12 protein-coding genes are annotated in these 14,152 nt (G+C 64.1%); 5 read left to right on the forward strand and 7 right to left on the reverse strand.

Going from position 1 to position 14,152, the window contains the following annotated elements:
- Window positions 1-2: 2 nt before the first annotated feature.
- Window positions 3-770, reverse strand: coding sequence for an ABC transporter ATP-binding protein (locus tag RAD16_RS11295; RefSeq protein ID WP_458157946.1), 768 nt, complete (start codon window positions 768-770; stop codon window positions 3-5).
- 2 nt (window positions 771-772) lie between these two features.
- Window positions 773-1,909 carry an ABC transporter permease gene (locus tag RAD16_RS11300; protein WP_458157947.1) on the reverse strand — a complete coding sequence of 379 codons (1,137 nt, stop codon included), beginning with the start codon at window positions 1,907-1,909 and terminating at the stop codon, window positions 773-775.
- Between the two features lie 175 nt (window positions 1,910-2,084).
- Here RAD16_RS11300 and RAD16_RS11305 point away from each other — a divergent pair, with 175 nt between their 5' ends.
- Both RAD16_RS11305 and RAD16_RS11310 read left to right on the forward strand, forming a co-directional pair.
- Window positions 2,085-2,360: a hypothetical protein gene (locus RAD16_RS11305; RefSeq protein WP_458157948.1), complete on the forward strand. Its 276-nt coding sequence runs from the start codon at window positions 2,085-2,087 to the stop codon at window positions 2,358-2,360.
- Window positions 2,361-2,849, forward strand: coding sequence for a phage holin family protein (locus RAD16_RS11310; protein ID WP_458157949.1), 489 nt, complete (start codon window positions 2,361-2,363; stop codon window positions 2,847-2,849).
- A gap of 9 nt (window positions 2,850-2,858) precedes the next feature.
- Here the strand turns inward: RAD16_RS11310 and RAD16_RS11315 are convergent, their stop codons facing one another.
- Both RAD16_RS11315 and RAD16_RS11320 read right to left on the reverse strand, forming a co-directional pair.
- The gene (locus RAD16_RS11315) at window positions 2,859-5,552 is read right to left on the reverse strand and encodes a bifunctional acetate--CoA ligase family protein/GNAT family N-acetyltransferase (RefSeq protein WP_458157950.1); all 2,694 of its coding nucleotides are present in this window, start codon (window positions 5,550-5,552) and stop codon (window positions 2,859-2,861) included.
- Between the two features lie 70 nt (window positions 5,553-5,622).
- Window positions 5,623-6,453: a universal stress protein gene (locus RAD16_RS11320; RefSeq protein ID WP_458157951.1), complete on the reverse strand. Its 831-nt coding sequence runs from the start codon at window positions 6,451-6,453 to the stop codon at window positions 5,623-5,625.
- 191 nt (window positions 6,454-6,644) lie between these two features.
- Between RAD16_RS11320 and RAD16_RS11325 the strand changes: the two genes are divergently transcribed.
- Entirely contained in the window at window positions 6,645-8,168 is a 1,524-nt protein-coding gene (locus RAD16_RS11325) for a bifunctional aminoglycoside phosphotransferase/ATP-binding protein (protein ID WP_458157952.1), read from the forward strand.
- A 25-nt stretch (window positions 8,169-8,193) separates the two neighbouring features.
- Window positions 8,194-9,165, forward strand: a complete 972-nt coding sequence (locus tag RAD16_RS11330) for a CHAD domain-containing protein (RefSeq protein ID WP_458157953.1) — start codon at window positions 8,194-8,196, stop codon at window positions 9,163-9,165.
- Here the strand turns inward: RAD16_RS11330 and RAD16_RS11335 are convergent.
- Window positions 9,162-10,973, reverse strand: a complete 1,812-nt coding sequence (locus RAD16_RS11335) for a PHA/PHB synthase family protein (RefSeq protein WP_458157954.1) — start codon at window positions 10,971-10,973, stop codon at window positions 9,162-9,164. The genes RAD16_RS11330 and RAD16_RS11335 overlap by 4 nt on opposite strands.
- A 209-nt stretch (window positions 10,974-11,182) precedes the next feature.
- On the opposite strand from RAD16_RS11335, the gene RAD16_RS11340 reads away from it, so the two are divergent.
- Window positions 11,183-11,911: a CBS domain-containing protein gene (locus tag RAD16_RS11340; RefSeq protein ID WP_458157955.1), complete on the forward strand. Its 729-nt coding sequence runs from the start codon at window positions 11,183-11,185 to the stop codon at window positions 11,909-11,911.
- A 39-nt stretch (window positions 11,912-11,950) separates the two neighbouring features.
- Here RAD16_RS11340 and RAD16_RS11345 read toward each other — a convergent pair whose 3' ends face one another.
- Window positions 11,951-12,409 carry a RidA family protein gene (locus tag RAD16_RS11345; protein ID WP_458158186.1) on the reverse strand — a complete coding sequence of 153 codons (459 nt, stop codon included), beginning with the start codon at window positions 12,407-12,409 and terminating at the stop codon, window positions 11,951-11,953.
- 21 nt (window positions 12,410-12,430) lie between these two features.
- Entirely contained in the window at window positions 12,431-14,122 is a 1,692-nt protein-coding gene (locus RAD16_RS11350) for a benzoate-CoA ligase family protein (RefSeq protein ID WP_458157956.1), read from the reverse strand.
- Between the last annotated feature and the right edge of the window lie 30 nt (window positions 14,123-14,152).

The raw sequence follows: 14,152 nt of genomic DNA on the forward strand, positions 1-14,152 counted from the left end.
TCTTATCTCATTTCGTGTTGCAGCATCTGCGAGCGCTTGCCGTGGAAATAAGCGCGCACCCAGGGATGCACGGATTGCAGCAGTTCGCGCATCGGGCCGATTGCGACGATCCTGCCGTCGGCGAGCGCAGCGACGCGGTCGCAGACCGTGGTGAGGCTCGCCAGATCGTGGGTCACCATGAACACGGTGAGCCCCAGGGTCTTTTGCAGCGTCCCGATTAGGGCGTCGAAATCGCCAGCGGCGATCGGGTCGAGGCCGGAGGTCGGCTCGTCCAGGAACAGGATCGGCGGATCGAGCGCGAGCGCGCGCGCCAGCGCCACACGCTTGGTCATGCCGCCGGAGAGCTCTGACGGATATTTGTCGGCATCCTGCGCCCGCAGCCCGACCATCTCGAGCTTGGCGATCGCGATCTCGTCCATCAGTTCCTGCGACAGCACGAGATTTTCGCGCAGCGGAAACTGGACGTTCTGCCGGACCGTCAGCGAGGAGAACAGCGCGCCCTGCTGGAACAGGATGCCCCATGTCGTGGCCGCGCCTTCCTTGCGACCATCGATGGGCTGGCCCATCACTTCGATGGTGCCGGCCTGGCGCGGGATAAGGCCGATGATGGTGCGCATCAAGACCGATTTGCCGCCACCGGACGCACCGACGAGCCCGAGGATCTCACCGCGACGGACGTCGAGCGACAGTTTATTGAGCACGGTCTGGCGACCAAAGCCGACCACGAGATCACGGACGCGGATCGCGAACTCCTCTTGCGTCGCCTCCATCGTCACATTCCAATCGAGGCGAAGAAGATCGCGAACAGGCCGTCGAGCACGATCACCAGGAAGATCGATTTCACCACCGACGTCGTGGTCTGCCGTCCGAGCGACTCGGCGCTGCCCTTCACGCGCAAGCCCTCGCTGCAGGCGACGATCCCGATCACCAGCGCCATGAACGGCGCCTTCAGGATGCCCACCTCGAAATGGGTGACGGAGATGGCCTCATGCAGCCGCGCGATGTAGATCGCCGGCCCCATGTCGCCGTAGAATTGCGCGACCAGACCGCCGCCATAGAGCGCGGCGACCGATCCGATGAAGGCCAGGATCGGCAATGCGATGACCAGAGCCGCAACGCGCGGCAGGATCAGGACGTGGACGGGATCGAGGCCCATGGTCGAGAGCGCATCGATCTCCTCGCGCATCTTCATCGAACCGAGCTCGGCGGTGTAGGCACTGCCCGAACGCCCCGCGACCATAATGGCGACGATCAGCACGCCAAGCTCGCGCAGGACCAAAATGCCGACCATGTCCACGGTGTAGGATTCCGCCCCGAACCGGCGGAAGTGAAAGAAGCCCTGTTGGGCGATGATGGCGCCGATCAGGAAGGTGATCAGCACGACGATCGGGATCGCCTGCCAGCCGATGCGGTAGAGTTGGTAGACCAGCGATGTCAGCCGCAACGAGCGCGGCCGGCGCAGCACGCCGACCACGGCCATGAACAATGCGCCGAGCATTTGCAGAAAAATCGTGATGTCTTCGCGCGCACCGACCGTGGACTTGCCGAGATCGCCGAGCCTGAGCAGCACCGGATTTGGCGCAGCCGCAGGCTGCGGCGTGTGGCGGTTGACCTGGCGAACCTCGTCCATCAGGCCAGTGAAATGGTCGGCCACACCGATGAATTCGGCCGATCTGCCTGATGACGCCGCCCTGCGCGACAGCTTTTCCAGGACCCAGGCGCCGAGCGTGTCGAGCGCGCTGACGCCCGACATATCGAGCGTCACCGCTCTGGATCTGTCGACATCCGCCCCGACCGATCGGGACAGCGTTTCAAGCATCGTCACGTTCGCTGCGGTCCAGGGCCCTTCCGGGCGCAATTTCAGCGCATCGCCAGAGGGCGTTGCCAGCAACAGCGGTTCGGAGTTCACGCTTCCACCTCATCGGGACAATTGGTCCCATTCAGCCGCCACTTCTAGGCCAGCATGTGGCGGCCGGTTTGACCTGTCTCAACGCCGAGGCCCTCGCGCCGTCCCTTGACGCAAATCAAGCGCGGCCGCCCCGGCGGGCCCTAGGTTCGATTCATTCAATGGAGGCATCAGATCCATGTTCAACAGCGACACAATGAGCGAAGAACTACGAACGTTGAAGGTCGACGTCACGCGCCTGCTGAACACGGCCGGTGAGGAGATGTTCGAGAGCTCGAAGGACCGGGCCGAGGCGCTTGCCGACCAGATCAAGGCAGCACTGGCCGAGCTCGGCGAAACCGTCAGCGAGGAGCAGGAGCAGCTCGAGGGCCTCGTCGCAGATCGTCCGATCACCTCGCTCGCCTCGGCCTTTGCGCTCGGCGTGGTCGTCGGCTTCATGCTGAGGAGACACTAGGTGAATACGGAGAATGTCGTCAAACATCTGCGCGCACTGTGGCGTACCGACAGGATCATCGCTGAGATCAGACTGCGCCATCTGTTGACTGGCTTCGGCCTGCGCGCCTTCGCCGCGCTGATCGCCGCATTCGGGCTCCTGATGCTGGAGCTGTCGGCCTATTTCGCCCTGGTGCAGATCTGGAGTGCCATTGCGGCCGCCGCCATCCTCGGCGCCGTCAATTTTGCCATCGCGGCTGTTCTCTTCGTCATTGCCGGTCGCCCGCCGTCCGGTCGCGACATCGAGCTCGCCAATGAAATTCACGGCGCATCCATCGAGGCCCTGCAGATCGAGGCACGTGCACTTCAGGCCCAGGTGTCGGGCGCGGTGCATCATCCGCTGAGCACGGTCGTACCGGTGCTAGTGCCGCTGATCGCAATCGTCGTGAAGAGCCTGCGGAAGTCAGCCAAGGAGAGCGCCGCGGCAACGTCGGCCGAGGCGCGCTCCTAGCCGGCACGGTCAGAGCTTGAGCCTGACGTCGCAGATGTCAGGCTCGCTCGGGTCCGGCTTGACCTCGAAACCGAGCTGCCTGCACATATCGAGCATCGCGGTGTTCTCCTTCAGCACGTCGCCCGATATGACCTTCAGGCCTTCCGATCTCGCATAGTCGATGATCAACTGCATCAGGGCCCATCCAAGCCCCCTGCCCTTGAGATCGGAGCGCAGCAGGATTGCATATTCGCCGCTCTCGTAGATCGAGTCCGAATGGAGCCTGACGACGCCGACCATCTCGCCGGTCGCCTGTTCGAATGCGATGAAGGCCATTGCCCGCGCATAGTCGAGCTGGGTCAGGCGCGCGATGAATTCGTGGGTGAACTCCTTCATCGGTGCAAAGAAGCGCAGACGAAGATCGTGAGGCGTCACGTGACGCAGGAATTCGTGGATGGTGGGCTCGTCCTCGGGGCGCAGGGGCCGCACCAGGATGCGCCAGTCGTCCTTGAGCTTGAGGCGCCGCTCCCATTGAGAGGGATAGGCGCGAACGGCAAAATTGGCCGGGCCGGAGCCGGCGAATTTCCGCTGCGGCGGCCCCACCGCGACCCGGGCATCGACGGCGGTCACGCCGGTTTCGTCCGCGAGCAGCGGGTTGATATCGAATTCGCGGATCTCGGGAATGTCGGCCGCCATCTGTGCCAGCTTGACCAGCACCATGGCGACGGCGTCGGGCTTCACCGCCGGAACGTCCCGGTAAGCGCGAAGCAGCCGTGACACGCGCGTGCGCTCGATCAGGTCCCGGGCGAGTTGCAGGTCCAGTGGCGGCAGCGCGAGAGCCTTGTCGTTGATGATCTCGACCGCGGTCCCGCCGCGGCCGAAAACAACGACTGTGCCGAAGGTCGGATCGTCGGCAAGACCGAGGATCAACTCGCGCGCCTTCGCCTTGACCACCATCGCCTGCACGATGACGCCCTCGAGGCGGGCTTCGGGGCGCAGCTTCCTCGCCCTGGCGAGAATGTCGGTGGCGGCGGCACGCACCGCTTCCGGCGTCGTGAGGTTGAGCACGACGCCGCCGACGTCGGATTTGTGCACGATGTCGCGCGACATGATCTTCAGGACGACGGTTCCACCTCGTGCAAAGATCTCTCCCGCGTAAGCAACGGCCTGCTCGACGTCTGTTGCCGCATAGGTCGGCACCATCGCGATGTCATAGGCTTCGAGCAGGTGCTTGATCTCAACGGGCTCGAGCCATTTGCGGCCGTCGGCGATGGCTGCAGCGACGATCTGCTTGGCCGCACGGGCGTCGGGCACGAACGTGTCGGGCATCGCGGGAGGAACCTGGCTCAACTCCTCGACCACTTCGCGGTGCCGGACCAGATGCATGAAGCCACGCACCGCATCATCCTCGGTCGGATAATTCGGAACGCTCGCCTCGGAGAGCGCCTGAATGATGTCATGATTGGCCCCGACCCAGGCGGCCAGCACGGGCTTTGCCCATCGGCCGTGCTGCTTGCGATATTTTCCGACCAGCTCCGTCACGGTTGCGGCGATATCGGTGGCCGAGGCGATTGCGGTCTGCACGTTGAGCACGAGGACTGCATCGTTGTCGGGGTCGTCGAGCAGTACCTGCAATGCTGCGGCATAGCGTGCTGCATCGGCGTCACCGACGATATCGACCGGATTTGCACCCGACCAGGTCGGCGGCAGCACAGCATCGAGCTTCTTGCGCGCATCCGCCGAGATCGACGCCGGAACTCCGCCAAGCTCGACCAGTCGATCGATGGCGAGAACACCGATACCGCCGCCATTGGTGAGGATGGCGAGGCGCTTCCCGGCCGGCGATTCGACACGGCCGAGCGTCTCTGCGCAGTCGAACAGCTCGCGCAGATCCGAAACCCGCAAGACGCCAGCGCGGCGGAACGCCGCGTCATAAACGGCGTCGGCGCCCGCGAGTGCGCCGGTATGGGTCGCCGCCGCTTTCGCGCCTTGCGCCATGCGGCCGGATTTCACCACGACGACCGGTTTGACGCGCGCCGCGGCACGCGCCGCCGACATGAATTTGCGAGCGTCCTTGATGGCCTCGATATAGAGCAGGATCGCGTGGGTCTTGTGGTCCATCGCGAAATAATCGAGCAGGTCGGCAATATCGACGTCGATCTGGTCGCCGATCGTGACGATGCCGGAGAAGCCCACGCCGCGCTGCGCAGCCCAATCCACCATGCCGGCAGCGATCGCGCCGGATTGCGAGATCAAAGCGAGATTTCCCGCGCTGGGCATATGCGCGGCAAAACTGGCATTGAGGCTCACACCGGGCATCATGATGCCCAGGCAGTTCGGCCCGATCAGCCGCATGCCGTATTTGCGGGCCGCGGCGACGGCTTCCTCCTGGAGCGAGCCCGGCCCGTGACCGAGTCCGGCCGAAACGATCAGCGCCCCCGCCGAGCCGCGACGCCCAGCCTGATCAATGATGCCGGGAACCTCCCCCGCCGGCGCGGTGATGACCACGAGCTCGGGCACGAAGTCCAGCTTGTCCAAGTTCTTCACCGCGGCGATGCCGCCGACCTCGGCATGGCGTGGATTGACCAGACCGAACTTTCCCTGGAATCCGGCGTTGCGAATGTTCTCCAGAACGGCGCGCCCCACGGAGACCGGGCGGGAGCTCGCCCCGACGAGGGCGACCGAATGCGGCGACAGCAGATTCTTCAAGCGATAGGTGGACATGACAACAAATGCGCCCGGTCGATGGCGGTTCCGTTGGTTGGAAGATGAGGCCGCTAGACGTGCGACAAGTCTAGTGCGAGATCATAACCCAGCATGGCGGCTGGCCAATGACGGTCTTTGTCACACCGCCCCAAACAATCTCGTTCAGGCGCGAATGATGGTAGGCGCCCATCACGATGGCGTCGATGGCATTGGAGTTCGCCCAGCTTCCCAGCACCTTGCCGATCGAGCTGCCGCTACCCTTCGCCGTTTCGAACGAGGCGTAGACGCCGTGTTCCCTCAGATGGCTGACGAGAGCCGCCCCGGATTGCACGATCGCATCGGTCTTGTCGTCCGCCACCGTCAGCACGCGGACCGTGGCCGCAGCCTGAAGGATCGGCATCGCGTCGCCCACCGCCCGCGCCGCACGCGCGGAGTGATCCCAGGCGATCATCACATTCTCGAACTCCGGTCGCAGCACGTCCACATGCTCTTCGGGACAGAGCAGCAAAGGCCGCCCGGATTCGAACAGGAGGGTCTCGACGATGTGCTCGGTGCGGCTGTCATGCGGCTTCACAGGGAGCAGCGTGAGATCGCTGAAGCGCGCATGCTCGGCCAGCATCGATGCGGTCTGGTCTTCCGGCAGCTTGGCCGACCGGCTTTGACCCCGAATGTTCGCGCGGGAGACCGCGCTCGTGAATGCGTTCAGGAGAAGCTGCATATCCCCCGCGGCGTCGGCCGCAACGGAGCCCGCATCATCGGGGCGCATCACCAGAGGACGCACGAAGACCTCGTCCTCGAGTCCAAGCGCGCTGATCCTGGCGCCGAGATCGGCGGCCACTGCCACGCATTTCTCGATCGCGGCAAGAGCCGGCCCGCGGGGCTGGCCGACAAGCGGCAGAAAGACGTCCTTGATGGGCATCGGGATTCTCCTTGGCCGCCAGAATAGGATGGCCTGCGCCGGGACCCTTGATCCTCGTCAAGCCTCGGGCAAGCTGCGCAGGGTGCGTGACGGGCATTGACCGAAGTCAAGGACTGGCCGCGCGCGTATTCTAAGGGTTAACCTCGTCGGCGGCCGCACCGCCTCCGACACATCTGGACGTGCCAGCACGGATGACAGACGATTCCGCAACCCAGGACCGGATCTTTGCGGTGCTCACCGACTCCGTCAGCCATCCGGACGTGAAGCGAATCGACACGCATGCCGCCACGGTCTTGCTCGACGGGACGCGCGCCCTGAAGATCAAGCGGGCCGTGCGGTTTCCGTTCCTTGATTATTCGACACTGGCGAAGCGAAAGGCGGCTTGCGAGGAGGAGATCCGGATCAACCGGCCGCTGGCCCCGCAGATCTATCATCGCGTCGTCGCGATCACGGAAGAGGCAGACGGATCGCTGAAGGTCGACGGAAGCGGTAAGCCGGTCGAGTATGCGGTCGACATGTCGCGCTTCGACGAAAGCGGGACGCTGGATCATCTGGCGAAGGCAGGGCCACTGGATGCGAACCTCGCCTCGGCCGCGGCTGACGCCATCGTGGCCTCGCATGCGACAGCATCTCGCGCCGACGGCAAGGCATGGGTTTCCTCCATCCCCGGCCTGATCGATAAGAACAGTGACGGCCTGCGAAAAGGCCAGCAACTCGAGGCTGAAGAGATCGAGCAGCTCGGAGAAGCCTCGCACGCGGCATTCCTGCGCTTGCGACCGCTGCTCGAACTGCGCGGCCATCAGGGTTTCGTACGCCGCTGCCACGGCGACCTGCATCTTGCGAATATCGTGGCGATCGACGCGCAGCCGGTCCTGTTCGACGCCATCGAGTTCGATGTGCAAATCGCAACGGTCGACGTGCTCTACGATCTCGCCTTCACGCTGATGGATCTGCTCCAGCACGATCAACGCGTCGCTGCCAATATCGTCCTGAACCAATATCTCGAAGCGACGCCGACCGAAAATCTCGACGCACTCTCCGCGCTGCCGCTGTTCATGTCCATTCGCGCGGGGATCCGCGCCCAGGTGGTGCTGGCGCGGCCTGGGGCCGATCGAACCGGGATTGTTCGCGAGGCGCGCCGCTATTTCGATCTTGCCTTAGCGCTGATGCATCCTCCCGCTCCCCGCCTGATTGCGGTCGGTGGACTGTCGGGCACCGGCAAATCCGTCCTCGCCCGCGCGCTGGCGCCCCACGTCGCGCCGCAGCCGGGAGCTGTCGTGCTGCGCAGCGACGTCATCCGAAAGGAGCTGTTTCGGGTCGAGCACACCGACCGGCTGCCACCGTCCACGTATCGGCCCGAAGTTACGGCGCAGGTCTACGACATGCTGGTCCAGCGCGCCCGGCAGGTGCTGGCGCAAGGCCATTCCGCCATCGTCGACGCTGTCTTCGCACGCGAGTCTGAACGGGACGAACTGGCCGCGCTCGCCAAGGCGCGCGGCGTGCCGCTCAACGGATTATTCCTGGTCGCCGACCTGGCGACCCGCCAGGCACGAATCGGCGGCCGCCGCGGCGATGCATCCGACGCCACGCAAGAGGTTGCCGCGCTGCAAGAGCACTATAATATCGGCCATATTGGTTGGGCGAGCATCGATGCATCCGGGACACAAGAGCAGACGCTCCAGCGCTGCCGGGACGCGATCGCAGAGGGCAGTTAAGGCTATTTGATTGGCGCGGGCAAGCATGGCGCGACCCAGCAAGAGTTCGACGGCGACCGCACGCCCGCCTGCGGCGCGGCGTAATGCCCTGCCCGGTCGCCTCAGCCCCGGCATGGCCTGCGATACGGCATTCCGGATCATCGCCCGCCGCCATCTCGATGCCGTCCTCGCGCAGCACGACGGCACCTGCCACGGCGATCCGGAGGCGCTGCACCAGATCCGGATCGCATTGACCCATTTGCGCACCGCCATCCGCTTCTTTTCGCCCATGGTCGATGACGGGTTACGCTCGCAGGTCTGGACCGAGCTGAAATGGCTGAACAGCCAGCTCGGTATGGTCCGCGACCTCGACGTCGCCATCGACCGGGTCATCGCCGAGAGCGGCGGCGAGCTCGACGTGATAGCCGAGCTCCAGCATTGGGACGAGAGGCGCGCCGAGAGCCATCGCCTGCTGGCGCGCGCGCTGCAATCTGCGCGGTATCGCCGCTTGGTCGAGCAGACCTCAAGCTGGATCGAGAGCGGCCCCTGGTCGACCCGGCGCAGCAAGGAGGCTATCAGGCTGCGCCGCTGCTCGCTCGCCGACCATGCGACGGCGCAGCTCGCCGAATGGGAAACGGCGCTGCTCAAGAAAGCGCGCAAGCTCCACAAGCTCGACGTGGAAAAGCGTCACAAGCTGCGGCTTCTCAACAAGCGGATGACCTATTCGGTCGAGTCGCTCCAGGACCTGTTCGCCGACGAATCCCTAACGAAGCAGAAGTCGGTCCTCAAGCAATTGCGCAAGGCGCAAAAGTCGCTCGGCCAGTTGAACGACGATGCGCGCGGACAAGCGCTGGCGGCCTCGTTGAATGACGCCGCCCCCGAGGCAGGCATTCGCTTCCTCGACCGCAAGCGGGAAACGAAGCTGCTCCGAACCGCCTCGAAAGCCTATCGGAAGCTGGACAAGGCGAAGCCGTTCCGCTCCTCCAATCTCGCGCCGAATGCGGAGCCCGGGGACTAGGTGTGGACGTAGTCTCCCGGGGCGTCGGGCAGATCGCTTCCGATCCGAGGCGGGTCGCAGAGCACGCCTGAGCGCGCCGCGAGCCATCCGGCCCATTCCGGCCACCATGATCCCTCGACATGCGGTGCCGCCTTCAGCCATTCGTCCGGGCCGACATAGGGCCCATCCGCCGCCTTGGTCATGACCTGATAGCTGTGCCCAGGCTCGTCCGGCGGAGCGACGACGCCGGCATTGTGTCCGCCGCTGGTCAACAGGAAGGTCACGTCGGCATCGGCCTGATAGTGAATCTTGTAGACGGACCGCCACGGCGCGACGTGATCTGCGAGCGTGCCGACCACGAACATCGGCGCATGAATGTCGGAGAGCGAGACCGCCTTGTCCTCAACGCGATAACGCCCCTCGGCCAGATCGTTATCGAGGAACAGTTTGCGCAAGTATTCCGAATGCATGCGATAGGGCAGCCGCGTAGCGTCGGCATTCCAGGCCATCAGGTCGTTCGGCGCCGCCGCCTCTCCCATCAAATAATCACGCGACAGCCGCGACCAGATCAGATCGTTGGAGCGCAGGAGCGCGAACGCTCCAGCCATTTGTGAGGTGTCGAGATAGCCGCGCTGCCACATCATGTCTTCGAGGAAGGCGACCTGGCTTTCGTTGATGAAGAGCGTCAATTCGCCGGCCTCGGTGAAATCGGTCTGGGCGGCAAGGAGCGTGATGGTGCCGAGACGATGATCGCCGTCGCGCGCCACGGCGGCCGCCGCGATCGATAGCAACGTGCCGCCCAGGCAATAGCCGAGCGCATGGATCTTCCGGCCGGGCACGATGCTTCCGATCATGTCCAATGCGGCCATCACGCCGTGTTTGCGATAATCGTCGAAGGCAACGTCCCGGTCCTTCGCATCCGGATTGCGCCAGGAGATAGCGAACACGGTGAAGCCTTGATCGGTTAGATATTTGACCAGGGAGTTCTGCGGCGACAGATCGAGGATGTAGTACTTCATGATCCAGGCCGGGACGATAAGGATCGGCTCGGGCCGCACCTGCGCGATGGTCGGATGGTACTGGATCAGCTCGATCAGCTCATTGCGGTAGACGACCTTGCCGGGCGAGGCAGCGACATTCTTGCCAACGATGAACTGCCCGTCAGGCTTCGAAACCGAAAGCATTCGCATCAGGTCGCTGCACCAGTTCTGCCAGCCGAATAGAAAATTCTCTCCGCCACTCTGGAACGCCTTTTCCAGCACTTCCGGATTGGTGGCCGCGAAATTCGACGGCGCCATCATGTCGAGCATCTGGCGTACCGCGAATTCGACGATGGCTTCATTGGCGTGCGACACGCCGCGCAGGCCGGTCGTGGCATCGTGCCACCAGCGCTCCGTCAGCAGGAATGCCTGCGCCAGCAGATTGAACGGCGCGACCTCCCATTGCGGTTCTTTGAAGCGGCGATCACGCTTCTGCGGCGCGATCACGGACCACGGCTTTTGCGACGTCGCGTGCGTAGCTGCTTCCAGGAATCTGCCTGTATCGCGAAGAACGTTGCGGGAAATATCCATCTGGCGCTGCGGCGCCGCCGCAAGATGCGAGCTCCAGTCGAGCCAGGCGAGCGACAGGGCCACAGGTGAAATTCCGCCCGTGAAGCGGGCCAGCATCGCGTGGAACGCCCGGTCAGCGGGATACGGCTCAGGCTCGACTCTGGGGCCGACGGGCTTCCCCGAAGACCTTTCGGGAATCGACGCGGGGGCCTCGGCGACAGGATTGGCGGAGAGAGCCCGCGACTCATCGGCTCGTGGAAATATCTTCACGATGCTCATGGCTGAATGTTCCTGCAGGCTTCCATTCTACGCTGCCTGCAGAATATGGCGACGTCTCCAATGGGCGTTGAGCTGCATCAAATCCAGGTCGGGGATCACGAATTCGCAACCAGGGCAAACGGGTCTGGCGGCTTGACCTGGGTCAAGCCGCACCGCGACCACCGGACTACGCTCCGTGCATCGAAACTCGAAAGCCAGCGGAGTTCTCCATGCGCGCCCACCAGATCATGACCCGGTCGGTCATCTCGGTTACCCCCGACACCAGCATCGTCGAGGCGGCGAACATTATGCTGAAGCGGCACGTCAGCGGCCTCACCGTCGTTGACGAGACCGGAAAGCTGGTCGGCGTCGTCTCGGAGGGGGATTTCATCCGCCGCAGCGAAATCGGCACCGGACGCAAGCGGGGACGCTGGTTGCGATTCATCCTTGGGCCGGGCCAGTCCGCCAGCGACTTCGTTCAGGAGCGCGGCCGCAAGGTCGCGGAGGTGATGACCGCTTCGCCCGTCACCATCACCGAGGATACCGCGCTCGCGGAAATCGTCGATCTCATGGAACGCAACAACGTGAAACGCTTGCCGGTGGTCCGCGGCGACAAGCTCGTCGGGATCATCTCCCGCGCCAACCTGCTCCAGGCGGTGGCAGGGCTTGCCCGCGAGGTGCCGGATCCGACGGCCGACGACGATCACATCCGCAGCCGCATCATCGACACCATGGAGAAGAACGACTGGTGTCCGTTCGGGCTGAACGTCATCGTTCGCGACGGTATCGTTCACCTCAGCGGCGTCATCACCGAAGAACGCGCGCGGCAGGCCGCGGTCGTCGCGGCCGAGAACGTCGAAGGCGTGAAGAAGGTTCACGACCATCTCTGCTGGGTCGACACCATGACGGGCGTCTATCTGAACTCGCCCGAGGACGATGATCTCGCCAAGGCAAGCTGAGACAAGGCAAGCTGAGACGAGCCGCAGGCCAGATTTGGCTTAGCTGGGAATGACGGCGGTGGCTTCGATCTCGACCCGCGCCGCCTTCTCGACCAGGCGGACGACCTGAACCAGCGCCATCGCCGGATAATGTGCACCGAAGATGGCGCGGTAGACCTTACCGAGCTCTTTCAGGTTCGCCAGATACTCGTCCATGTCGACGACGTACCAGGTCAGGCGCACGAGGTGTTCGGGCCGCGCGCCGGCTTCGGCCAGAATCGCGGCAATGTTGCTTAGGGTCTGACGGACCTGCGGGACAAAGCCGTCCGCCAGACGCTCTTCGACATCCCAGCCGATCACACCACCGGTGACGACGATCCGCCCCTCGGCGGCCATGCCGTTGGCATAGCCTTTCGGCACCGGCCAGCCGGACGGCTGCAGCACCTTCACCGTTGAACTCGTGTCGCCTTCGGCTGCGGTCGGCAGCACCGCGAGTTGCGGGCCTTTCGGCGTCGTCACAGACAATTTTCTATCCCTCTCTCATTCCGCCGCGACGCCTGAGGACGTCGCTGCGGCCTGCGCCAGTTGCCGCAAGGCAAAGCGCTTCAACTTTCCGGTCTCGGTCTTCGGGAGCTGCGTCACGAACTCGATCGCGCGCGGATATTTGTACGGCGCGATCTCGCGTTTGACATGCTCCTGCAGTTCGGCCGCGAGCTGAGCATCCGGCGTCACGCCGGGCGCGGCGATGACATAGGCCTTCACGATCATCCCGCGCGCCTCGTCCGGCGCACCGACGACACCGCACTCGGCGACGGACGGATGGGTCAGCAGCGCCGCCTCAACGTCCGTGCCTGCAATGTTGTAGCCGGCCGACACGATCATGTCGTCGGAGCGCGACTGGTACCAGAAATACCCGTCGGCATCCATCAGGTAGGTATCTCCGGTGACGTTCCAGCCGTCCTGGACGTATTTGCGCTGCCGCTCGTCGGCGAGATAACGGCAGCCGGTCGGTCCGCGCACCGCAAGGCGTCCCATCGTGCCGGGCGGCACGTCGGCACCGGAATCATCGACGATCTTCGCTTCGTAGCCCGGCACCGGCTTGCCGGTCGCACCCGGACGGATCTCGTCCTCGGTCGCGCTAATGAAGATGTGCAGCATCTCGGTCGAGCCGATGCCGTCCATCAGCTTGATGCCGGTCGCCTTGAGCCAGGCGTCGAATGTCGGCTTGGGCAACGTCTCGCCGGCGGAGACGCATTTCCGCAGCGAGGAGATGTCGCGGCCCGGAAGCTTGCCGATCATGGCGCGGTACGCGGTCGGCGCGGTGAAGCAAACCGTGGTCTTGTACTGCTCGATCGCCGTCAGAATCTCGTCCGGCGTCGTCTTCTCCAGCACCACGAAGGAGGCGCCGATATGCATCGGAAACAGCACGCCACCGAAGCCGAAAGTGAAGGCGAGCGGCGCCGAGCCGACGAAGCGATCCTTCTGCTCCGCCCGCAAGATGTTACGCGCATAGCCGTCGCACACCGCCAGCATGTCGCGGTGGAAATGCATGGTGCCCTTGGGATCGCCGGTCGTGCCCGACGTGAAGGCAATCAGGCAGATGTCATCGGCGGCGGTATCGATAGCCCTGAACTCCGGACTCGCATCCGCAATCAGAGCCTCGAGCGAGTCGGCAGCACCATTGCCCCAATAGACGACGTGCTTCAGACCGGGCGCAGTCAGCTTCGCCTTGTCCATCTCATCGGAGAGTTTTCCGTCGCAGAGTGCGAGCGTGATCTCCGCCTTCTGGATCGGATAGGACAGCTCCTTGGCGCGCAGCAATGGCATCGTCGCCACGCAAATTCCGCCCGCCTTGATCACCGCGAGATAGGTCGCAACCATCATCGGGTTGTTGGCCGATCGGAGCAGCACACGTCCACCGGATACGAGGCCTAGCTTGCCGACCAGCACGTTGGCGATGCGGTTCACGAGCGCTTGCAGCTCGCGGTAAGTGTAGCTGACGGCGGGACTGATGACGCAGGGGGCATCGCCGTGCCCCTCTTCAACCCAGCGATCGAGGAAATAGCTGACGCAGTTCAATCGCTGCGGATAGTGCAGCTCCGGCCGTGTGAAGACGAACTCGGGCCAGAGCTCGCGCGGCGGCAAATGCTGCCGTGCGAATGTATCGACATGGGCCGTCGCAGCGTCGCCGCTACTCGCACCCGTCACCTGAACCTTGGCGGCGTTGGCCATCGCACGCTCCTTTGCGCATGGAAAGCACCC

The organism is Bradyrhizobium sp. 18BD, from assembly GCF_054185225.1.